This window comes from Gluconobacter morbifer G707 (assembly GCF_000234355.1).
GTDB lineage: Bacteria > Pseudomonadota > Alphaproteobacteria > Acetobacterales > Acetobacteraceae > Gluconobacter > Gluconobacter morbifer.
Genome location: NZ_AGQV01000007.1, coordinates 30,435 through 50,295, shown reverse-complemented (window position 1 = coordinate 50,295; position 19,861 = coordinate 30,435). Strand labels below are relative to the sequence as shown.

Below are 19,861 nucleotides of genomic sequence, written 5' to 3'. Positions count from 1 at the left end.
AAACATTCTGGAATTTTTAACCGTTCTTTAAGGGTATGGCAGCCATACAGACCATCATACGAACTCAGGCTATGCCGGATAAGGGCGGTCTGTCGAAGGATTGGTTGAATGCGTATCGAGTGCCCTCACTGCCATGCCGTTTTCGAAGTGCCGGAAGCGATGGTGGAGCGGGCGACCAGACTGCGCTGTGCCAATTGCGGGGATAGCTGGACACTGGAATCCGTGCCCCGTTCCGCAGGGGAGGAGGCGGCGGAAAATCCGGTTTTCGCTGCTCCGGAGGTCCAGCCTGAAGAGGCTGTCGGGAACGGGCCGTCGTCACCGGAAATGGAACAGCCGGTTGAGGGCAGTCCTTCTCCGGTCTCGCAGGCGACAAAGACAATGTCCCTGCGGGATACGGGGCGGCGGCATGGGCTGCTGCACTCACATTCTGCGGAAAAGGGAGCGGTTTCCTCCGGGAGCGGGCCTCTGGGCACCCTGACGGCCTGGATGGCGGCGTGGGGCGTGAGTCTGGCTCTCGTCGGCGGAGGAAGCCTTGCGTTCTGGCACTGGAAAGGGCCGGTGTTGGTGCAGCTCTTTGCAGGGATCGGCCATACGGTCTCACCCTGAAAGGATTTACATGTTGCGGGCGGCCAGCGCGGAGAGCGTGGCGCCTGCCGCGGCGACGGCCATGAGCAGGAAGCCGTCGAAGATCAGGGAGCCCGGGGTCAGGAGGTGACTGCCGATCTGGATCTGTGTGGGCAGGGTGCCGGCGACGTGGTTCATGACGTCACGCGCCTGCGGATCGGCAGAGGCGGCGGTGGTCGTGATAGCCTGCACCAGATGGGGCAGCAATGCCCAGCCGATGCCGATGATCAGGAGGAGGGGAGCCAGGAGTTCCGCGACCTGCTGGGCAAAATAGAATGCGAAATAGCAGACCGACCAGATCGCCGCGCGGATCATGTTTCCCGTCGAAAAGGATATTTTACCGTCATCACGGGTATTCAGGAGGCGGTCCGTGATATGGGAAGGGGGCTGCATGTCCATGAGATATGGCTTCCAGTGGTCCGGCAACGGGAGTTAGTTTTCGCCTCTTGGAAATCGGACGAACATTACGCTTGGGACTAGCTGCAAGAGATCGTCAATGCAAACTTTCCTGTATCATCATGTCGTTTCCTGATCCTGAATTTGCCCTTCCGGCGCCGGCAACGCCTCGTGTGATGCTGGTCGAACCCGAAGACGGACATGCGCAGCGCATCTGTGAGGTCCTTCTGAAGGAAGGGTTCGCGGTGACGTGTACCGTCAGCGGGGAGGTCGCGCTGGGCACGATCGAGGAGACGATGCCCGATCTTGTGGTGGTCTGTTCCGAACTGCCGGGAATGACGGGTGGGCAGCTTGCCCGGCGTCTGAGGCTGGATGCCCTGACGCGCACGATCCCGATCCTGATGCTGACGGAGGATGCCTCGCCCGGTCTGGAGCGGGAGGGGCTGGAGAGTGGCGCGGACGCCTATATTTCCAAATCCGCCCATCCGGACCTGATGGTCCTGCGGATGCGGGCGCTGCTCCGGGAAGGGCCGGAGCTTCTTCAGGTGGACGAGGCCTCCCGTCTGCGGCGTGCGCGGATCGTGATCGTCAATTCCCCGCGCGAGGATGAGGACGAGGACGACACACCGGAAGATGTGCCGGAAACGACGCTGGGAGAACTGCTCTGGCGGGACGGCCATACCGTGACGTCCATCGAGCGGTCAGACGATCTGATCGAGGGGGGGTGGCTGCGTGGCGCGGACGGTCCCGACTGTCTGGTTCTGGAGCTGCATAACGAGGAAGAGGATCTGAAATTCTGCCGCCTGCTGGATGCGCGGCGGCAGGCTGTCCTGGAGGCGGGCGGGATTCCGTTCCGGACCCTTGGAATCGTTGAGGCGTCGCGTTTCCGGCGGCAGTCTTCGGGGGAATTCTTCGAGGCGGGGATCGATGATCTGGTGCCCAGTGACATCGCTCTTGAAGCACTGGCCCTGCGCATCCGCACGCTGGCGCAGAGACGGATGGCGCAGGACGAGTTCCGCCAGCAGGAAATCGAGCGGCAGCAGAATGCCCTGACGCTGGAAGCCGCCCGTGCCAAGGCCGAGATGGCGGAAGCGCTGGCGCAGGCCAATACGGAACTGGCCCGCACGAACGAGCAGCTTCTTCAGGCGCAGTCCAAGCTGGTCCAGACGGCCAAGATGGCTTCGCTTGGTGAACTGGTGGCAGGGATCGCGCATGAGATCAACAATCCGCTCGCCTTTACGATCGGTCATGCCGATACGGTGGGGCGGACGCTGCGTCATCTGAAATCCCTGGACTGGCCGCCCGAGGCGGAGGCCCTTATGGACAAGGGTGTGTCTCGGCTGGAATCCATGAAGCTGGGGCTTCAGCGGATCCAGAACCTTGTTTTGAGTCTGCGGCGATTCTCGCGGCTGGACGAAAGTTCATTCCAGAAGGTGGATGTTCCGGCTGCGCTGGATACGGCGCTGGCGCTTCTGGCGCACAAGATCGGGCCGGGCATTACCATCGAGCGGCATCTTGAGGCTCCGGCGGAACTGGTCTGCCAGCCGGCCCTGATGAACCAGGGGGTCATGAACATCATCTCGAATGCCGCCGATGCGCTGGCGGATCTGTCTGATAACGGTAAGACGGCAGAAGGAAAGATCGTGATTGCCTCACGTCTGGAAGATAACCGGTATGAGATTACGGTCAGTGACGACGGGCCGGGCCTGCCTCCGGAACTGCGAAACCGGATTTTCGATCCGTTCTTCACGACCAAGCCTGTCGGGACCGGGACGGGGCTCGGGCTGGCCATCGCCTATAGCGTGATGGAAGCGCATGACGGGATGGTCGAGGTTACGGACGCCAACCTACCGGACGGACGGGGTGTGGGGGCCTGTTTCCGCCTGTCGTTGCCTGTGCGCATGACGGAGGATGGACCGGTGGCGATAGGGCGTCCGTCATGACGTTCTGGAGTGCCAAGGGGCCGAAGCGCCCGCGTATCCTGCTGGTTGACGATGAAGAGGAAATCCTTGTTGCGCTGACGGATCTGCTGGAGGACCAGTACGAAATCCTGTCCACAACGGACCCGCTTCATGCGCTGGACCTCCTGCGCGAGTATCCTGACGTTGCCACCATCATTTCTGACCAGCGGATGCCGGGTCTGACGGGTGACCAGCTTCTGACGAAGGCCCGGGCCATTTCCGACGCCCGGAGTATTCTGCTGACGGGATATGCTGATCTGGATGCGGTCGTTTCGGCTCTCAATCAGGGGCAGGTCCAGGCTTATGTACACAAGCCGTGGGATGCGGATGCCCTGCGGTCTCTTGTTGGTGAAGTGACGAGTCACTGTCTGGCACAGCGCGCTCTTCAGACGGAGCAGGCGCTTCTGCGCGGGCTGATGGAGGCGCTGCCGATCCGGCTTGTCTTCTCCACAGCGGACGGGCGCTGCATCCGGAGCAATGTTCTCGATGAATCCGCGCCGGAAGCAGCCGACGAACTGACCCATTTCCCGGCCGCCCTGCGTGATGATGTGGCGGCCATGCGCGAGGATGTCCGGAAGCGGGGCAGCGAGGAACGCCTGATCGCCGAGACGCTTCCGGATGGCAAGGGCGGCACGGTTACGCGCTGGCACGAGATCAGTCGTCTTGCGCTGGCGTGGCCACGTGGAGCCTCTTCCGCGCAGGCCTGGCAGGTCAGCATGGACCGGGACGTGACGAACCGCGTCATGATGGAAGGACGGTTGCGGCAGGCGGACAAGCTCCAGTCGCTCGGGACGCTGGCCGGTGGCATTGCGCATGATTTCAATAATCTGCTGGCGGCGATTTCGGGGTCGCTCGAGCTGCTGGAAGATCTGGGGGATTTGGACGGGCAGGGTCTGGCGCTTCTGCGCAATGCGGCCGAGTCCGCGCAGCGTGGGGCGGTTCTGACGCGGCGGCTGCTTCAGTTCGGACGGCCCCGGGAAGCCAGGCTGGGGCCTGTATCGCTTCAGCGACTTCTGCCCGGGCTGAAAGACCTGCTGCGTCAGGGGCTCAAGAAGCGCAGCACTGCGGCGCATGAGCCGGGCTGCACGCTCTTTCTGGATGATGTTCCTGAAACCCTGCCGATGATCTGGTCTGATCCTGACCAGCTTGAGATGGCTCTTCTCAACCTGTGCGTGAATGCCCGCGATGCCATGCCTGCGGGAGGAAGCGTGCATGTGAGTGCGCGTGTGGTGCCGCAGGCACTGGCGAGACTGCCGTCCCAGTGTTCGGAAGATATCGCGGTTGCGGTTGAGGTACGCGATACGGGGGAAGGGATGTCCCCGGAAGTTCTGGCCAGGATTTTTGATCCGTTCTTCACCACGAAGGATGTCGGACGCGGGACGGGGCTTGGGCTGTCGAGTGTTTATGGCTTCCTGAGCCGCAGCTACGGCAATGTGGAAGTGGACAGTGTTCCGGGCAAGGGGACGAGCATGACCCTGATCCTGCCGGTCCTGCTCAGGGAGGCGGAGGTGCAGGCAGACGGGCTACCCGTTCAGCCGCACGATGTTGCGGTGTCCGCCGGGCCTCTGAAAATCCTTGTCATTGACGATGAGGCGTCTGTCCGTCTGGTGACGGAAGGTTTTCTCAGGCAGGACGGCCATCATGTCCTGACGGCTGAGTCCCTTGAAAAGGCCCTGGCCTATGTTGCGGCGGGGGAAACCTTTGATCTGGCCATTATCGACATGCGGATGCCGGGTCAGGACGGGGTTGCCTGTGCGCAGGCGCTTCGGGAAAGGCTGCCGGGACTGAAAGTCCTGTTCATCAGCGGTTATACGGGAGACGTGACGATGCCGGATAATGCGCTGCTGCTGTCCAAGCCGTTCACGCAGGCGGGGCTCCGCTCCGCCATTGGCGCTACACTGTCGAAACAGTCTTCCCTCAGACCGGGCTGAGAGGGGAAGCCCTCTTGTCGTGCGGCGGGACGTTCCCATCTTCTCAGGATGTCTTACCAAACGAACCCTCATGATCCGGTCGGCTGGCATGGTACGACCATTCTCTGTGTGCGGCGTGGCTCCCAGGTCGCGATGGCGGGCGACGGGCAGGTCTCGCTTGGGCCGACCGTCATCAAGGGCAATGCGCGGAAGGTCCGGCGTATTGGTCCGTCCAACAATATCCTGGCGGGCTTTGCCGGAGCGACAGCGGATGCTTTCACGCTGCTGGAACGGCTTGAAAGCAAACTCGAGCGTTATCCCGGGCAGCTTGAACGCGCCTGTGTAGAGCTTGCCAAGGACTGGCGTACGGACCGCTATCTGCGCCGCCTGGAAGCCATGCTGGCGGTTGCGGATGAGCACCGTTCCTTCACGCTGACGGGGAATGGCGACGTTCTGGAGCCTGAGGATGGTCTTGTTGCCATTGGCTCAGGTGGGAATTACGCCCTTTCGGCGGCGCGTGCCCTGATTGACGTGGACGGGCTGAGCGCGGCGGAGATTGCACGCCGGGCCATGAAGATCGCAGGCGATATCTGCGTTTACACCAACTATTCCGTCACGCTGGAAACCCTAGGAGAGGAGGACCACTAATGGATGTGCCCAATTTCTCTCCGCGCGACATCGTCGCGGAACTGGATCGCTACATCATCGGACAGACGGACGCCAAGCGGGCGGTGGCCATTGCGATGCGCAACCGCTGGCGCCGGTCCCGGCTTCCGGATGCCATGCGTGAGGAAGTGGTTCCCAAGAACATTCTCATGATTGGCCCCACGGGCTGCGGCAAAACGGAGATTGCGCGTCGTCTGGCCAGACTGGCGCAGTCTCCGTTCCTGAAGGTCGAGGCGACCAAGTTTACCGAGGTCGGTTATGTCGGCCGGGATGTGGACAGTATCGTGCGGGATCTGGTCGAGGTCTCGCTGACCATGCTGCGCGATACGAAGCGCAAGGATGTTCAGGAAAAAGCGGAAGAGGCCGCGGAAAACCGTCTGGTGGATGCTCTGGCCGGTGAGACGTCTTCGGCTGATACGAAGACGAAGTTCCGCCAGATGCTTCGGGAAGGGAAGCTGGAAGACAAGGAAATTGAAATCCAGATCGCGCCTGATCCGCAGGCTTCGCGCGGGGCGGGTGATATGCCGGGAATGCAGCCCGGGCAGGTCATCAATTTCAGTGAAATGATGAAGGGCTTTATGAACCGTGGTCCCAGCCGCAGGAAGCTGACGGTTGCGGTTGCCCGTGAGCTGCTGATCCGGGAAGAGGCGGACAGGTTCCTGGATGATGAATCCATCAAGCAGGAGGCCATCCGGCATACGCAGGATCATGGCATCGTTTTCCTTGACGAGATCGACAAGGTCTGTGCGACGTCGGAGCAGGGGATGCGCAGCGGGGATGTGTCCCGTGAGGGTGTTCAGCGCGATCTGCTGCCCCTGATCGAAGGAACGACCGTCAGTACGAAATATGGTCCGGTGAAAACGGATCATATTCTCTTCATTGCGTCCGGTGCTTTCCATATCGCCAAGCCGTCCGATCTTCTTCCCGAACTTCAGGGGCGGCTGCCGATCAGGGTGGAGCTTTCCGGACTGACCCGCGATGATCTCAGGCGTATCCTGCTTGAGCCGGAACATTCCCTTCTCAAGCAGTATGCCAGCCTGATGGAAACCGAGGGGGTCACGCTGGAATTCAGCGATGATGCGGTGGACGCTCTGGCGGAGCTTGCGGCGGACATCAACGAGCGTGTCGAGAATATCGGGGCGCGGCGTCTGGCGACAGTGCTGGAGCGGTTGCTGGAAGATACGTCTTTTTCCGCTTCGGAGCGGAAAGGTGAGACGGTGCGGGTGACGGCGGAGGACGTTCGTGACAGGGTGGCGCCACTGGCCCGCAAGGGCGATCTGAGCCGCTTTATCCTGTAACCGGAGGTCCCTTTACTGTGAATGATGCCTTTTCTGTTCCCCAGGAGGATACGGCTGCGGCCGCCATTGAGGAAATCGAGGCGGAACTGGGTCTGTTTGACGACTGGATGGAGCGGTATCAGTACATTATCGAGATGGGGCGCAAACTGCCGTCCTTTCCCGAAGAGTGGCAGGACGACGTTCACCGTGTTCCCGGATGCCAGAGTCAGGTGTGGCTCGAAGCGGAGGAACGGGACGGGAAGCTGTTCTTTGCCGGCGCATCCGATGCCGCCATTGTCCAGGGGCTGGTGGGGCTTCTGCTGCGGGTTTATTCCGGGCGGTCCAGAGAGGAAATTCTTCAGACCAGCCCGTCTTTTCTGCATGACATGGGGCTGGTCAAGGCTCTGTCCACCAATCGGGGCAATGGCGTCGAGGCTATGGCGCAGGCGATCCGCAAGCGGGCTTCGATCTGAATAACGGTTGCACGGACCCTGCAGCAAAAACCCCCGCCAGACAGTCTGGCGGGGGTTTTTTTATGTCAGTTCGGGTTCGACTTGGGCGGGTTCGGGATGGTGCCTGTCGTCATGCCGACCGGAGGAGCGGCGGACGGCGGCGGTCCCTCGGCAGGGGGCTGGCCGGAAACGGGCGGCGGGCATTTGGTGAACTTGCCTTCCCGGTCACGGCAGGGTTTGTTTTTCTGCGGGGCCGTGCAGCTCGTGTAACGTCCGTGGCTGTCGCGGCAGGGCGTTGATCTGGCGTGAGCGACCTGCCCGCCGACAGCGAGCAGTGCAAGCGTGGCAATGGCGGCTTTACGCAATGTCATGATGTCTTCTCCATGAAGTAGTAGGACAGGTCCGGGCGGGAGACTGCCAGGGCTGACTGTCTTCCGTATGAGGTTCAGCGGAAGCCATCCTGATCATCGGGATGGGCTGCGCTCCAGTTGATGGAGCCGTGGAAAGGGGCTGTAACGGGACTCCCGTTCCGAAGGGCCGGGTAGTACCGGGCCTGTGTAAAGTAGGCGATAGCGACGACCCGCAGGGGTTCAGGGACATCCTGACTTGTACAGTCATGAGCAACCCCCGTCTGATCGATCTCGCATGTAACGTTGATCTTGCCCTGAATGTTCCCTTTTTCGATACTGGCTGGATAGATGGGCAGACGGGTGTGATTTTTGTCGAGAACCGGGACGTCTGTGTGCGGGGAGACGTGGAAGCTGAAGGTCTTTTCCCACGGGATGCTGACCGGCTGGCCGTTCCTGTAAGCAGGCAGGAATTTTGACGCCAGCACCGCATAAAGACCTGCCAGGCCGAAGTCCGGTGCGGTTGCGCTCAGAACGCGGCAGTTTTCGGCATCGACCGTTTCCGTAATTGTGCAGCCGATCTTTGCTTCTCCACTCCGGCGCTGGACCATTTCCGCAGGGGGATAGATCGCGGCGCGGGAGTGATGGGGGTCCATCATGGCGCCGAGGGACTGATCCGCGCTCCGGGACGGGACGGGCAGAAACGAAAAGGCGGTCATGATGAGAAGCAGGTGCCTTTTCATGGGCGGGTCTCCGGAATGCGCAGAAGGAAATGTAACTTTCAGTAACGGATGAGGCCTGTAAAGCGGAAACGAAAAAAGGGATGCCCGAGAGCATCCCTTTTCCCTTACTGCACCAACAGGACTGTCAGATCATTTCTGATCCGGCAGGGCATAGGCGATGAGGTCGTCGCCCAGACGGGTCGGGAAGGAGTTGTGTCCGCCTGCATAGGTGACGATGTACTGCTTGCCGTTGACCGCATAGGTCATTGGCGTTGCCTGTGCACCGGCTGGCAGACGGTCCTGCCACAGGACCTTGCCCGAGGTCAGGTCATACGCACGGATGTAGTAATCCATGGATGCCGTCAGGAACGCCAGGTTGCCTGCCGTGGAGAGCGGGCCACCGAGGCTGGGGACACCGATCTTGATCGGCGGCAGCGGGATCGGCAGGGAGCTTCCGTACATGGAGTCACGCAGCGTACCGTTACGATGCTGCCAGACGACCTTGTTGCTGCGCAGGTCGATGCCGGCGACATAGCCCCAGGGCGGCGTACGGCAGGGCATCTTGATGCCGAACGGCAGCAGGACCGGGTCTAGGAACGGATGCAGGTCGATGCCGTAGGGGATGCCGTAGTTATGCTGCAGACCGGTTTCGCCACCAGAGCCCTTTGCGTCCTTGGACGGCCACAGCGGGTTGTTCGGTCCGCGCGGAACCAGACGGGAGACGAACGGCAGGGAGATCGGGTTGGCAAATGCCACCTGACGCTGCGGATCGACGGCCAGTCCACCCCATTCGAACATGCCCAGATCGCCCGGGAACACCAGCGTGCCCTTGAGGGACGGCGGCGTGAAGGGGCCTTCATAGCGCAGGGAATGGAAGTAGATGCTGCAGAACATCTGGTCGAAGATCGTGCCGCCCCAGATGTCGGAGTCGTTCAGCGGGTTCTTCGGACGCAGGGTCAGCTGCGACATCGGCTGGGTCGGGCTGGTGTGGTCACCCGGTGCTGCGCCACCCGGAACAGGCGTTTCGGGAGCCGGAACGACAGGTTCACCCGTGCGGCGGTCGAGAACGAAGATGTCACCCGTCTTGGCCGGAGCATACAGCGCCGGAACGGTCGTGCCATCCTTGGTCTTGATGTCCACCAGGCTGACCTGGGAGGCCAGATCCATGTCCCACAGGTCATGATGAACAGTCTGGTAGAACCAGGCGAGCTTGCCTGTGTCTGCGTTCAGGGCGATCACGCCCGGAGCATAGCGCTCGGATTCCTTCGTCCGGTCTCCGCCCCACTGATCCGGCGTTCCCACACCCATCGGGATGTAAACGAGGTTCAGGTTCTTGTCGTAGGACGAGACGATCCAGGAATTGGGGGAGTTCGGATGGAAGACCGGGTGCTGGTCATCCGGAAGCTGGTTCGGGTCCGGGTTGGAGGCATCGAACACCCAGACGCGCTTGCCGGTGTAGACGTCGAAGGCCTGCGTTGCGCCGGAAGCCTGCTTGATGGAACCGTTATCCGTCACCGCGCCATTGGCGATGATCAGCCTGTCCGTGACGACCGGCGGGGAGGTCGGCTCGTACTGGCCAAGCGTCGTGTAAGGCTGGTTCGGAACGCGGAGGTCGATTTCACCGTCGTTGCCGAAGCCCTTGCACTTCAGGCCCGTTGCTGCATCGACTTCCACCAGGCGTCCGTCATTGACCGGAAGGATGATGCGCTTGGCGCAGTCCGTCGGAGCCGGGTTGCCGTCAGTGTCCGTCGCGCCGGCTGCCGTCTCATGATAGCTGACGCCGCGGCAGGTCAGATGCTGGAAGCCCGGGTTGATCTGGAGATGCGGATCGAACGTCCACTTGACCTTGCCCGTCTCGCCGTCGACTGCGAACAGCTTCTGGTGCAGGGAGCAGAGGTAAAGGGTGTTGTCGAACTCGATCGGGGTGGCTTCGTTGGTCGTCTCGCCCGGATCGTTCGTCGTCATCAGATCCCGCGTGTGGATGTGCCATGCCACCTTGAGATTATGAACGTTGGACGAGTTGATCTGGGTCAGGGGGGACCAGCGGTCGCCGGCCTGTGTGCGACCATAGGAATGCCATTCGCCGGGAGGGACGTTGTCACCATCGGCGGGAGCGGCATTGACGATCTGGGTCGGCAGTTTGCCGCTGATGTCGTGCGGGTCCATGAAGAGGGACACGAGCAGCGTCAGGATGGCGATGCCGACGGAGCCGGCCAGGGGCAGTGTTGCCGGACGGTTGCCACCGATCTGACGTGCCACGAAAGGCAGCAGCAGCCAGATGCCGAGGATGATGACAATGTCGGAGCGGGGGATCAGGCTCCAGACATCCAGACCGACGGTTGTCAGTTCCCAGATGACGGTTCCGAACACCACGACTGCGAAGAGCTGGAATGCCGCTGGGTTCTGCCGCCAGGACAGGAAGGCGGTGGCGAGAAGCGCCAGACCCAGGATGACATAATACAGAGGGCCGCCTACAGAGGCGGCCCATGCGCCTCCGATGGTCAGGATCGCGCCGCAGAGCGCGAAGACCGCGGCCGTTATCAGGGACCATAGCCCTGGCCGGGATAGAATGCTCATTGTTTTCCTAGAGCTGTTGTTTCAGGTGCAGCATTTTTGACCTCATGGAGAAAGCACCCGAAGACTACGGGGGGTCAAGATGTCCGAAGGTTCACTTTGCTCACGTCACTGTGAGGTGATTCACGTCCTCGTGACTTGAGCAAAGGGCGGTCTTCTGCTTGCGCGTTCAAGAAAATAAAGCGCTTGTAGAAAGGGGGCGGGTGCGATAAGGACGCCGCTCCACGCACGCGTCCGGGCTCTTGGTGGCATGCCCGGCCGTGTAGTGCCGCACTCCGGTGTGGCCAATCGTTTACGGCGAGGGAGACCGAAATGCCCAAGATGAAGACCAAGTCGTCGGTCAAGAAGCGGTTCAAGATCACCGCGACCGGCAAGGTGATGTGCGGTCCTGGCAACAAGCGCCATGGCCTTATCAACCGTCCGCAGAAGATGAAGCGCACCAACCGTGGTCCGCAGACCATGACGGAAATGGACGCGAAAACCGTCAAGCAGTGGGCGCCCTACGGGCTGTCGTAAGGAGATAAGGCAACATGGCACGTGTCAAGCGGGGCGTAACGTCGCACGCCCGTCACAAGAAGGTTCTCGAGCTCGCCAAGGGTTATCGCGGCCGTTCCTCTACAAACTACCGTATCGCTCTGGAGCGCGTCGAGAAGGCGCTGCGCTATGCGTATCGTGACCGTCGCAACAAGAAGCGTGATTTCCGCGCCCTGTGGATCCAGCGCATCAACGCTGCCGTCCGTGAGCATGGTCTGACGTACAGCAAGTTCATCAATGGTCTGGACAAGGCCGGCATCGAGATCGACCGTAAGGTTCTTGCTGCCATCGCCTATGACGATGCCGCCGCTTTCGGTGAGATCGTGAAGAAGGCCCAGGCCGCTCTGGGCTGAGGTTTTCCGGCCTGACCCTTTTGGGGGTCTGGTGACTTTGGCGGGCCGTCCTGTTATCAGGGCGGCCCGTTTTGTTTTGTGCTGCAAGGGATGGGCGGTATGGCTGACGATCTCGAGACTTTGAAGAATGACACGCTGACTGCGCTGGCTGCGGCGACTGATCAGGGAGCGTGGGATTCGGTTCGGGTCGGAACGCTTGGCAAGTCCGGTGCGCTGACGGGACTTCTGAAGCAGCTTGGCAAGTTGGACCCGCAGGAGCGCAGGGAGCGCGGACAGGCCCTGAACCGTCTGCGGGATGAGCTGACCGTTGCCATCGAGGCGCGGGGCCGTGAGCTGGAAGAAGAGGCGCTTCAGGCCCGTCTGACATCCGAGCGTGTTGACGTGACGATGCCGGCGCCTCTGCCGGTCACGGGCGCGATCCATCCCATCAGCCGGACCATCGAGGAAATGACGGCCATTTTCGGGGCGATGGGTTTTGCTGTGGCTGAAGGGCCGGACATCGAGAGCCAGTGGCACAATTTCTCCGCTCTCAACACACCGGACCATCATCCTGCGCGGACCGAGCATGACACGTTCTATCTGCCTGCAAAGGGCGGGGACGGTGGTGAGCCGCGCGTGCTGCGGACCCAGACGTCCGGTGTGCAGATCCGGACCATGCTGACGCAGGAGCCGCCGCTGCGGATCATTGCGCCGGGGCGGACCTATCGCGCGGATCATGATGCGACCCATTCCCCCATGTTTCATCAGTGCGAGGGGCTGGTTGTGGACCGCAACATTACTCTCGGGCATCTCAAGGGCTGTCTGATCGAGTTCCTGCGGGTTTTCTTCGACAAGCCGAACCTGCCTGTCCGGTTCCGGGCGTCATACTTTCCGTTTACCGAGCCTTCCATGGAAGTGGATATCGGCTGGTCGAAGGCGAGCGGCGAGATCGGGGGCGGATCGGACTGGCTGGAGGTTCTGGGGTCCGGCATGGTGCATCCGCGCGTTCTGGCCAATTGCGGGCTTGATCCGTCCGAGTGGCAGGGTTTTGCGTTCGGGATGGGGATTGAACGTCTGGCCATGCTGAAAAACGGCATTCCCGATCTGCGGTCTTTTTATGAAAGTGACCTGCGGTGGCTGCGCCATTACGGGTTCTCAGCTTTTTCTCCCGCCACGCTGACGGAGGGCGTGTGACATGAAGTTCTCTCTCTCCTGGCTGCGCGAACATATTGATTTTACAGCTTCTCTTGAAGAAATCTGCAATCGGCTGAACGGGATCGGGCTTGAAGTTGAAGGCGTGGATAATCCGGCCGACCGACTGAAAGGGTTCCGGACCGCCAAAATTCTCGAAGCTCATCGTCATCCGGATGCCGATCGCCTTCAGGTCTGCCGCGTGGCGGCGGGAGGCGGTTTCGAGGATGTGCAGGTTGTGTGCGGTGCGCCCAATGCGCGGGTCGGGCTGCATGTGATTTTCGCGCCGCCGGGGACGTATATTCCGGGCCTCGACATCACCATCAAAAAGGGCAAGATCCGCGGGCAGGAAAGCGGCGGGATGCTCTGTTCCCTGAAGGAACTGGGGCTTGGTGAAGAGAGCAGTGGCATTGCTGAACTGCCCGAGACCACGCCGATCGGGGAAGCGTATGCGACCTATGCCAAACTGGATGATCCGGTTGTCGAGATTGCTATTACGCCCAACCGGGGTGACGCCCTTGCCATTCGTGGCATTGCACGCGACCTGTCCGCAGCCGGGATCGGCCATCTCAAGCCCTGGCTGACGGAAGCGGTTGAGGGGAATTTTCCTTCCCCGATCAGCTGGAAGACGGAACACCCGGCCTGTCCCTATATTGTCGGGCGCGTCATTCGCGGGGTGAAGAATGGTCCCAGCCCGGACTGGTTGCAGCGGCGCCTGCAGGCCGTGGGCGTCAAGCCGATTTCGGCTCTGGTCGATGTCACGAACTACTTCACATACGATCTTGGGCGTCCGCTGCATGTCTTTGATGTTACGAAATTAAAAGGGCCAGTCCTGACGGTGACCCATGCGGCCCGGGAGAGCATGCGGGCGCTGGATGGCAAGGATTATGTCCTCGGCACCGATGACATGGTGATCGTGGATGCAGCGGGTGTGCAGTCCTTGGCCGGGCTGATCGGCGGGGAAGCGAGTGGCGTTGACGAGCAGACGACGGATGTTTTTGTGGAATCCGCTCTCTTTGATGCGGTTCAGATTGCCCTGACGGGACGCCGTCTTGGAATTCACACGGATGCCCGTCAGCGTTTCGAGCGGGGCATTGACCCTGCGCTGGTTCTGAGCGGTCTTGAAGCTGCGACGGTCATGATCCGTGATCTGTGTGGTGGTGAGGCCAGCGAAATCACCGAAGCCGGCGCGCTCCCTGACTGGAAGCGGACGGCGACCCTGCGCTTTGAAAGGCTGGAGACGCTCGGGGGTGTGGATATTCCTGCCGAGGAGGCTGTCCGGACGCTGGAGCATCTGGGCTTCGAGGTGACGGAGCAGACCGAGGATCGGGCGACATTCCTGGTGCCGTCCTGGCGGAACGATGTGGCGTCCGGGCAGGTTCTTGCGCAGGCTGCGACCCTTGAAGACGCCATGGCAGAGCGCGCTGCAGCCCGTGTCAAGGAGATGGAAGCGGAGTGTGACCTTCTTGAAGAGGTTCTGCGCATCTATGGCCTTGATCATGTGGAGCCTGTAGCGCTGCCGCAGACGACCGTCATTGCGGCTCCGGCCGTGACGCCCCGGCAGGCGCGTGCCGCGCTTCTGCGGCGTGTCTGTGCGGTCCGTGGCATGATGGAGACCGTGAGCTTCTCCTTCATGGCGCATGAGGATGCGGTCCTGTTTGGTGAGGTGCCTGAAACGCAGCGTCTTCTCAATCCGATCGCCACGGATCTGGACCAGCTGCGGCCTACGCCTCTGATCAATCTGGCGCGCGCGCTTGGGCGGAACATGGCGCGTGGGCTCGGCGTCTATGGTGAGGGCGCGTTGTTCGAGGTTGGACCGTGTTTCGATGAAACAGGGCAGCATCTGCGGCTGGCCGGGTTGCGGGGCGGGCAGACTGCCCGTGAGCCCCATGTTGCCGCCCGGGAGATGACCCTGTGGGATGCCAAGGCGGATCTGACTGCAGCGCTTATGGCTCTGGGTGTGCCCGAGGCGTCTGTTTCCGTCACCGCTGACGCACCGGGTTTCTATCATCCGGGGCGGTCCGGGCAGATGCGGCAGGGACCGAAGCTTGTTTTGGGCAGTTTTGGCGAGTTGCATCCGCGTGTCACGCGGGCGCTCGGGCTGACCGGAACGGTTGTGGCGTTCGAACTGTATCTGGATCGGATTCCGATGCCGAAGGCCAAACGGAAGGCGCCTCCCGTGTTGTCCGCGCTTCAGCCGGTCCGCCGGGATTTCGCGTTTCTGGCGGGCCCGGACGTGGAGGCGCAGGCCGTTCTGAAGGCTGCCAGGATGGCTGACCGCAACCTTGTGCAGGATGTCCGGCTCTTTGATGTTTTCGAGGGCAAGAGCCTGCCGGAAGGGTATCGTTCTCTCGGGATCGAGGTCATTCTCCAGCCGCAGACGGAGAGTTTGACGGATGCGCAGCTTGAAGCCGTTTCCAAATCGGTGGAAGCTGCGGTTCTCAAGGCAACAGGAGCCGAGTTGCGTCGATGAATTCTCTGTCGGAAGCCGGATCGGGCGGTCAGGATGTTGGAAAGGTTCCTGCGAAAGCGGGAGCCATGCCCCGATATGGGCGCGTGATCTGGATTCTGGCGGGTGAGGCCAGCGGGGATGTGATTGGTGCCCGGCTGATGCAGGCGCTTCATGCGCGTGACCCTTCGCTGGTGTTTGCCGGAGTGGGTGGCGGGCGCATGGAGGCGCTTGGGCTGCACAGCCTGTTTCCGATGAGCGATCTGGCGGTCATGGGGCTGGTGGAAGTCCTGCCGCGTGTGCGCAAGCTGTCCCAGAGGCTGCTGGAGGCGGTTCAGGACATCGAACTGCGCAAGCCCGACTTGGTCGTCACGATCGACAGTCCGGGTTTTGCCCTGCGTCTTCTCCAGAAGATCGAGCGTTCCGGGATCAAGCGTGTCCATTACGTTGCGCCGCAGGTCTGGGCCTGGAAGGAAAACCGGGTCAAGGAATTTCCCGGGCTCTGGGACCGGCTGCTGTGTCTGCTTCCGTTCGAGCCTGAATGGTTCGCAGAGCGCGGACTGGAAGGGCGGTTCGTGGGGCATCCGGTTCTTCAGTCGGGTGTGCGGCATGGCAATGCCGAGCGTTTCCGCAAGCGTCACAACATTCCTGCGGATGCTCCGGTCCTGATCCTGATGCCGGGGAGCCGCCGTTCCGAAGCGCCGAGGCTGCTGCCGATTTTCCGCCGGATGCTGGATATCCTGCGCAAGGATTATCCGAATATTTCGCCGGTTATTCCCATCGCTCCGGTCATTGCGCCCACGATCCGCAACATGATCCGGAAATGGCCGATCCAGCCGCATATCGTGACGGACATTCACGACAAGCATGATGCCTTTGCGGCGGCGCAGGCTGCGCTGACCAAGTCAGGGACATCGACGCTTGAACTGGCGATGGGGGGTGTTCCCATGGCCGTGACCTACAGGGTCAACCCGGTGACGGCGACGATTGCGCGGCGTCTCATCAAGGTTCCCTATGTGGCGATGGTCAATCTGCTGGCGGGCCGGGAGGTTGTTCCGGAGCTGCTGCAGGAAAACTGCACGCCCCAGAAACTTGCGGCAGTCGTGTCGCGGCTTCTGAGCGATCCGGTGGCGGTGGAGAAGCAGCGCATGGCGTTTGACGACGTGCTGCACAGGTTGGCGCCGGACAATGGAACACCGTCCGATGCCGCTGCGGAGGAAATCCTGGACCTTCTGAACGAGCCGGTTTCCCGGTCGCCCAGAAAGATCTGATCCTGCCCTAGCGCAGGAAGCCGACCAGCCGTTCGGCTTCCTGCACGATGGGTTCGGAAATGCTGTTGGCGCGGTCTGCGCCGGCGCGCAGGACGGAGAGCAGGTGAGCTTCGTCCTGGAGCAGGCGGTTGGTTTCCGTGGCGACGGGCGCAAGTTTCGTGACCAGAAGGTCTGCCAGCGCCGTCTTGAAGGGGCCGAAGCCCTGACCGCCGAATCTGGAGAGAACGGTTTCCGGCGTTTCGTCCGCCATGGCTGCGTAGATCGAGACGAGGTTACGCGCTTCCGGGCGCTCGGAGAGACCGGCCCATTCGCTGGGCAGCGGCTCTGAATCCGTTTTGGCGCGACGGATTTTCAGGGCGATTTCGTCTGCGGTGTCCGTCAGCACGATGCGGCTCTGATCGGACGGATCGGATTTGGACATCTTTTTGCTGCCGTCACGCAGGCTCATGACCCGTGCGGCGGCCGGGGGGATGAAGGCCTCGATTTCCGGAAAGAAGTCCACGCCCATGTCGTGGTTGAATTTCTGGGCGATGTCATTGGCCAGTTCGATATGCTGGCGCTGGTCATCTCCGACGGGAACGCGGGTCGCGTGGAAGGCGAGAATGTCCGCGGCCATGAGGTTCGGATAGACGTAGAGGCCTGCCGAGTGGTTCTCCCGGTTCTTGCCGGCCTTGTCCTTGAACTGGGTCATGCGGTTGAGCCATCCCAGACGGGCGACGCAGTTGAAGATCCATCCCAGGCGGGCGTGGGCGCTGAGGGCGGACTGGTTGTAAAGCCGCGTCGGTTCGATGCCTGCGGCCAGAAGGCAGGCTGCCGAGCCGAGGGTCTGCTCACGCAGTGTCGCAGGGGTCCAGGGCATGGTGATGGAATGCAGGTCCACCAGACAGAACACGCAGTCATGATCCGCCTGGAGCGTGACCCAGTTGCGGATGGCGCCGAGATAGTTGCCAAGATGGGGGATACCGGTCGGCTGGATGCCGGAAAATACACGCTGCATGATGTCTGTCTTCGACTTGTGTGTGGCAAAAGAAAGCGGTCGGTCAGGGAAGCGGATACTTCCCATCGAGGATCTGGCGTTCGTGGTAGGTGGCGGCCGGGTGGCCGGGTTGCGCTCTGGCGCGTGCGACCTCCTGGGGCGTGATTCTGGGGGCGGGACGGGAGTCTCCACGTTCGATCAGCCAGTTCAGGACATCGGCGACCTGCTGGTCGTCAAGAAGTCTGCGGAACGGGGGCATTGAGAAATCGTATCTGTACCCCTGGGTCACGAAAGGGCCGCGCAGTCCGTCAAGGATGACGTCCACGAGGTAATGCCGCCCTTCCGGTGTGCTGGCAATCAGGTCGAGGCGTCCTACAAGAGGGGGGATTTCGCCCGGCATTCCACCGCCGCCATGGTGGCAGATTCCGCAATGGGGACCATAGACGACCTTGCCTGCCGGTTTGGGGCCGCAGCAGGAAAGCGCCAGAAACGCGGGAAGCATGACCCGTTTCATGGAATGGAAATCTGATGTTCCAGCCTCTGCCGCTCCTGAAGGACTTCGTGAGGAGAGAGGGGGTGTTTGCGCGCCTGTGCTATTTCACTGGCGGTGAAGACAGGGCCGCCGGCTGTCATTTCCTGACGGGCGACGAAGGTTAGGATACGGGCGATTTCGTCGTTCGGCAGTCTGTGGAAGGACGGCATGGAACTGTCGTATCGGGCACCGTTCGCGGTGATGGGACCGTCGAGTCCGTTGAGCAGCACGTCGATGATGTAATGATGTCCTTCAGGCGTCAGGGCGATGGGGCCGACACGCCCGAAGATGGGCGCAACTTCGGAAACCTGTCCGTGGCCGCCGTGATGGCAGATGCTGCATTCATTGGAATATTCCCGGGCGGCACGCTCCCGGTTTTCCCACGCATGTCCGATCACGAACACGATCACCATGAAGATCGCGAGGAAGAGTGGAAGCCGGATTGCGGGGTCTATTCTGATCACGCTGCTTTTGTCGCATTTTCGGTCCGCATTCAGCAAGAGCGGGGTTGGCAAAAGCGCTGCGATAGGGCTGATGACGGTAAGTGCAAAGGAGACGACATGACCGCCACAGGACGCCTTATCCTTTATGTGGGGCCGATGTTCGCAGGAAAATCCTCACATCTGATCGCGGCGGCGCGTGGCTGCAGGGACGTTCTGGCGCTGAAACCGGGATTCGACACCCGGGATGGAGCGGAGCTCGTCAGTCGTGACGGGTCCCATCTGGCGGCACGGTCGGTCTGGTCTTGGCCAGCGGAAGCGGATCTGGCGCAGCATATTGTTCTGGATGAGGCGCAGTTCATGATCGCGCCCCATTATGACGGCGATATCGTTGCGCAGTTGCTGGAGGCACGGGCGCGCGGTGCGGACATCACTGTTGGTGGGCTTGATACGGATTACCGCCAGCAGCCGTTTCATGTCACGGCGCGGCTGATGGCGCGGGCGGATGAAGTGATCACGCTTTCTGCGCGCTGTCATGTCTGTGGTCAGCCCGCGCGGTGGACGGCCAAGATCCACGAGACGGGACGTCTTCTGGAAACAGGTGACGGAGAACTTTACGAGGCGCGCTGCGATGCACACTGGAGCCTGCCGGAAGGATCATAGGAGCGTCCTTCCGGCAGGGTGCGGGGGCCTTTTACTGGCCGCCGCCGTTGTTGACGCCGAGCAGCTGGATCTTGAAGATCAGCGGGCTGTTCGGCGGGATGATGCCCATGGAGCGCTTGCCGTAGCCGAGTTTCGGCGGCAGGTAGAGCATCCATTCGTCACCCACATGCATCATGGGCAGGGCTTCGAGCCAGCCATCGACCAGGCCATCGAGCGGCATTTCCATGTAGGCGCCGCTGCCGTGCTGGTCGGAGCTGTCGAAGATGCCGCCATCCGGGAGGCGTCCTTCATAGATCACCATGATGGTCGAGCCGCGGTGTGGGCTGTCCCCGTCCTTCGGGCCTGATTTCAGGACCTTGTAGGACAGGCCGTCAGGAAGGGTCTTGACCCCCGGCTCCGCCTTGACCTTGGCCATGAACTGTTCAGGCGTCAGGTCGGAATCATCTTCGTGATGGTGGCCGGCGCATCCCGAAAGGAGGAATGCACCGCACAGGGCAAGAGCAGAGGTAAGGCGAATCAGACTGGTCATGGTCCCCCGGCAGGT

At 61.6% G+C, this 19,861-nt stretch carries 20 protein-coding genes; 12 read left to right on the top strand and 8 right to left on the bottom strand.

Features of this window, described 5'->3' with window-relative positions:
- The first annotated feature begins 108 nt into the window (after nucleotides 1-108).
- A complete protein-coding gene (locus GMO_RS09880) occupies nucleotides 109-606 on the top strand; it encodes a zinc-ribbon domain-containing protein (protein WP_008852249.1) in 498 nt (165 codons plus the stop codon).
- Nucleotides 607-612: 6 nt separating this feature from the next.
- Here the strand turns inward: GMO_RS09880 and GMO_RS09875 are convergent, their stop codons facing one another.
- Nucleotides 613-1,023 (bottom strand): hypothetical protein, encoded by a 411-nt coding sequence (locus tag GMO_RS09875; protein ID WP_008852248.1) that lies wholly within the window; start codon nucleotides 1,021-1,023, stop codon nucleotides 613-615.
- Nucleotides 1,024-1,142: 119 nt separating this feature from the next.
- On the opposite strand from GMO_RS09875, the gene GMO_RS09870 reads away from it, so the two are divergent.
- From GMO_RS09870 to GMO_RS09850, 5 genes are read left to right on the top strand one after another with little or no spacing between them, the layout of a single operon-like run.
- Nucleotides 1,143-2,963, top strand: a complete 1,821-nt coding sequence (locus GMO_RS09870; protein WP_008852247.1) for an ATP-binding protein — start codon at nucleotides 1,143-1,145, stop codon at nucleotides 2,961-2,963.
- On the top strand, nucleotides 2,960-4,912 hold the full coding sequence (locus GMO_RS09865) for an ATP-binding response regulator (protein WP_008852246.1): 1,953 nt from the start codon (nucleotides 2,960-2,962) through the stop codon (nucleotides 4,910-4,912). The genes GMO_RS09870 and GMO_RS09865 overlap by 4 nt, the downstream gene beginning before the upstream one ends.
- Nucleotides 4,913-4,960: 48 nt before the next feature.
- Nucleotides 4,961-5,539 (top strand): ATP-dependent protease subunit HslV, encoded by a 579-nt coding sequence (gene hslV, locus GMO_RS09860; protein ID WP_008852245.1) that lies wholly within the window; start codon nucleotides 4,961-4,963, stop codon nucleotides 5,537-5,539.
- Nucleotides 5,539-6,855, top strand: coding sequence for an ATP-dependent protease ATPase subunit HslU (gene hslU, locus GMO_RS09855; RefSeq protein ID WP_008852244.1), 1,317 nt, complete (start codon nucleotides 5,539-5,541; stop codon nucleotides 6,853-6,855). The genes hslV and hslU overlap by 1 nt, the downstream gene beginning before the upstream one ends.
- A gap of 17 nt (nucleotides 6,856-6,872) precedes the next feature.
- Nucleotides 6,873-7,307, top strand: coding sequence for a SufE family protein (locus tag GMO_RS09850; protein ID WP_008852243.1), 435 nt, complete (start codon nucleotides 6,873-6,875; stop codon nucleotides 7,305-7,307).
- Between the two features lie 65 nt (nucleotides 7,308-7,372).
- Here the strand turns inward: GMO_RS09850 and GMO_RS09845 are convergent, their stop codons facing one another.
- The 3 genes from GMO_RS09845 to GMO_RS09835 all read right to left on the bottom strand — a co-directional run bounded on the left by GMO_RS09845 (nucleotide 7,373) and on the right by GMO_RS09835 (nucleotide 10,932).
- On the bottom strand, nucleotides 7,373-7,657 hold the full coding sequence (locus tag GMO_RS09845) for a hypothetical protein (protein ID WP_008852242.1): 285 nt from the start codon (nucleotides 7,655-7,657) through the stop codon (nucleotides 7,373-7,375).
- Between the two features lie 74 nt (nucleotides 7,658-7,731).
- Nucleotides 7,732-8,376 (bottom strand): energy transducer TonB, encoded by a 645-nt coding sequence (locus tag GMO_RS09840; RefSeq protein WP_139064432.1) that lies wholly within the window; start codon nucleotides 8,374-8,376, stop codon nucleotides 7,732-7,734.
- 129 nt (nucleotides 8,377-8,505) lie between these two features.
- The gene (locus GMO_RS09835) at nucleotides 8,506-10,932 is read right to left on the bottom strand and encodes a glucose/quinate/shikimate family membrane-bound PQQ-dependent dehydrogenase (protein ID WP_008852239.1); all 2,427 of its coding nucleotides are present in this window, start codon (nucleotides 10,930-10,932) and stop codon (nucleotides 8,506-8,508) included.
- Between the two features lie 309 nt (nucleotides 10,933-11,241).
- Here GMO_RS09835 and rpmI point away from each other — a divergent pair, with 309 nt between their 5' ends.
- The 5 genes from rpmI to lpxB all read left to right on the top strand — a co-directional run bounded on the left by rpmI (nucleotide 11,242) and on the right by lpxB (nucleotide 16,706).
- Nucleotides 11,242-11,445: a 50S ribosomal protein L35 gene (gene rpmI / locus GMO_RS09830; protein ID WP_008852238.1), complete on the top strand. Its 204-nt coding sequence runs from the start codon at nucleotides 11,242-11,244 to the stop codon at nucleotides 11,443-11,445.
- 14 nt (nucleotides 11,446-11,459) lie between these two features.
- Nucleotides 11,460-11,816, top strand: a complete 357-nt coding sequence (rplT, locus tag GMO_RS09825) for a 50S ribosomal protein L20 (RefSeq protein WP_008852237.1) — start codon at nucleotides 11,460-11,462, stop codon at nucleotides 11,814-11,816.
- A 99-nt stretch (nucleotides 11,817-11,915) separates the two neighbouring features.
- The gene (pheS, locus tag GMO_RS09820; protein ID WP_040509129.1) at nucleotides 11,916-12,989 is read left to right on the top strand and encodes a phenylalanine--tRNA ligase subunit alpha; all 1,074 of its coding nucleotides are present in this window, start codon (nucleotides 11,916-11,918) and stop codon (nucleotides 12,987-12,989) included.
- Between the two features lies 1 nt (nucleotide 12,990).
- Nucleotides 12,991-15,459: a phenylalanine--tRNA ligase subunit beta gene (pheT, locus tag GMO_RS09815; RefSeq protein ID WP_008852235.1), complete on the top strand. Its 2,469-nt coding sequence runs from the start codon at nucleotides 12,991-12,993 to the stop codon at nucleotides 15,457-15,459.
- Nucleotides 15,456-16,706: a lipid-A-disaccharide synthase gene (gene lpxB / locus GMO_RS09810; RefSeq protein ID WP_008852234.1), complete on the top strand. Its 1,251-nt coding sequence runs from the start codon at nucleotides 15,456-15,458 to the stop codon at nucleotides 16,704-16,706. The genes pheT and lpxB overlap by 4 nt, the downstream gene beginning before the upstream one ends.
- Before the next feature lie 7 nt (nucleotides 16,707-16,713).
- Here lpxB and trpS read toward each other — a convergent pair whose 3' ends face one another.
- The 3 genes from trpS to GMO_RS09795 are packed head-to-tail and all read right to left on the bottom strand — an operon-like array spanning nucleotide 16,714 to nucleotide 18,678.
- Nucleotides 16,714-17,703 carry a tryptophan--tRNA ligase gene (trpS, locus tag GMO_RS09805; RefSeq protein ID WP_040509126.1) on the bottom strand — a complete coding sequence of 330 codons (990 nt, stop codon included), beginning with the start codon at nucleotides 17,701-17,703 and terminating at the stop codon, nucleotides 16,714-16,716.
- Nucleotides 17,704-17,746: 43 nt separating this feature from the next.
- Complete coding sequence (locus GMO_RS09800) at nucleotides 17,747-18,184, bottom strand: c-type cytochrome (RefSeq protein ID WP_245528475.1); 438 nt, start codon at nucleotides 18,182-18,184, stop codon at nucleotides 17,747-17,749.
- Between the two features lie 8 nt (nucleotides 18,185-18,192).
- Nucleotides 18,193-18,678, bottom strand: a complete 486-nt coding sequence (locus GMO_RS09795; RefSeq protein ID WP_040509123.1) for a c-type cytochrome — start codon at nucleotides 18,676-18,678, stop codon at nucleotides 18,193-18,195.
- A gap of 96 nt (nucleotides 18,679-18,774) precedes the next feature.
- Between GMO_RS09795 and GMO_RS09790 the strand changes: the two genes are divergently transcribed.
- Nucleotides 18,775-19,317 carry a thymidine kinase gene (locus GMO_RS09790; protein WP_008852230.1) on the top strand — a complete coding sequence of 181 codons (543 nt, stop codon included), beginning with the start codon at nucleotides 18,775-18,777 and terminating at the stop codon, nucleotides 19,315-19,317.
- 31 nt (nucleotides 19,318-19,348) lie between these two features.
- On the opposite strand, the gene GMO_RS09785 is transcribed toward GMO_RS09790, so the two are convergent.
- Nucleotides 19,349-19,846, bottom strand: coding sequence for an FKBP-type peptidyl-prolyl cis-trans isomerase (locus tag GMO_RS09785; RefSeq protein WP_008852229.1), 498 nt, complete (start codon nucleotides 19,844-19,846; stop codon nucleotides 19,349-19,351).
- Nucleotides 19,847-19,861 lie beyond the last annotated feature (15 nt).

Bases quoted from the DNA above. Each gene is read 5' to 3' on its own strand.
- GMO_RS09880 (WP_008852249.1), top strand. From the start codon at position 109: ATGCGTATCGAGTGCCCTCACTGCCATGCCGTTTTCGAAGTGCCGGAA.
- hslV (WP_008852245.1), top strand. From the start codon at position 4,961: ATGTCTTACCAAACGAACCCTCATGATCCGGTCGGCTGGCATGGTACG.
- GMO_RS09870 (WP_008852247.1), top strand. From the start codon at position 1,143: ATGTCGTTTCCTGATCCTGAATTTGCCCTTCCGGCGCCGGCAACGCCT.
- GMO_RS09865 (WP_008852246.1), top strand. From the start codon at position 2,960: ATGACGTTCTGGAGTGCCAAGGGGCCGAAGCGCCCGCGTATCCTGCTG.
- rpmI (WP_008852238.1), top strand. From the start codon at position 11,242: ATGCCCAAGATGAAGACCAAGTCGTCGGTCAAGAAGCGGTTCAAGATC.
- pheT (WP_008852235.1), top strand. From the start codon at position 12,991: ATGAAGTTCTCTCTCTCCTGGCTGCGCGAACATATTGATTTTACAGCT.
- hslU (WP_008852244.1), top strand. From the start codon at position 5,539: ATGGATGTGCCCAATTTCTCTCCGCGCGACATCGTCGCGGAACTGGAT.
- GMO_RS09845 (WP_008852242.1), bottom strand. From the start codon at position 7,657: ATGACATTGCGTAAAGCCGCCATTGCCACGCTTGCACTGCTCGCTGTC.
- pheS (WP_040509129.1), top strand. From the start codon at position 11,916: ATGGCTGACGATCTCGAGACTTTGAAGAATGACACGCTGACTGCGCTG.
- rplT (WP_008852237.1), top strand. From the start codon at position 11,460: ATGGCACGTGTCAAGCGGGGCGTAACGTCGCACGCCCGTCACAAGAAG.
- lpxB (WP_008852234.1), top strand. From the start codon at position 15,456: ATGAATTCTCTGTCGGAAGCCGGATCGGGCGGTCAGGATGTTGGAAAG.
- trpS (WP_040509126.1), bottom strand. From the start codon at position 17,703: ATGCAGCGTGTATTTTCCGGCATCCAGCCGACCGGTATCCCCCATCTT.
- GMO_RS09875 (WP_008852248.1), bottom strand. From the start codon at position 1,023: ATGGACATGCAGCCCCCTTCCCATATCACGGACCGCCTCCTGAATACC.
- GMO_RS09840 (WP_139064432.1), bottom strand. From the start codon at position 8,376: ATGAAAAGGCACCTGCTTCTCATCATGACCGCCTTTTCGTTTCTGCCC.
- GMO_RS09785 (WP_008852229.1), bottom strand. From the start codon at position 19,846: ATGACCAGTCTGATTCGCCTTACCTCTGCTCTTGCCCTGTGCGGTGCA.
- GMO_RS09835 (WP_008852239.1), bottom strand. From the start codon at position 10,932: ATGAGCATTCTATCCCGGCCAGGGCTATGGTCCCTGATAACGGCCGCG.
- GMO_RS09790 (WP_008852230.1), top strand. From the start codon at position 18,775: ATGACCGCCACAGGACGCCTTATCCTTTATGTGGGGCCGATGTTCGCA.
- GMO_RS09800 (WP_245528475.1), bottom strand. From the start codon at position 18,184: ATGCTTCCCGCGTTTCTGGCGCTTTCCTGCTGCGGCCCCAAACCGGCA.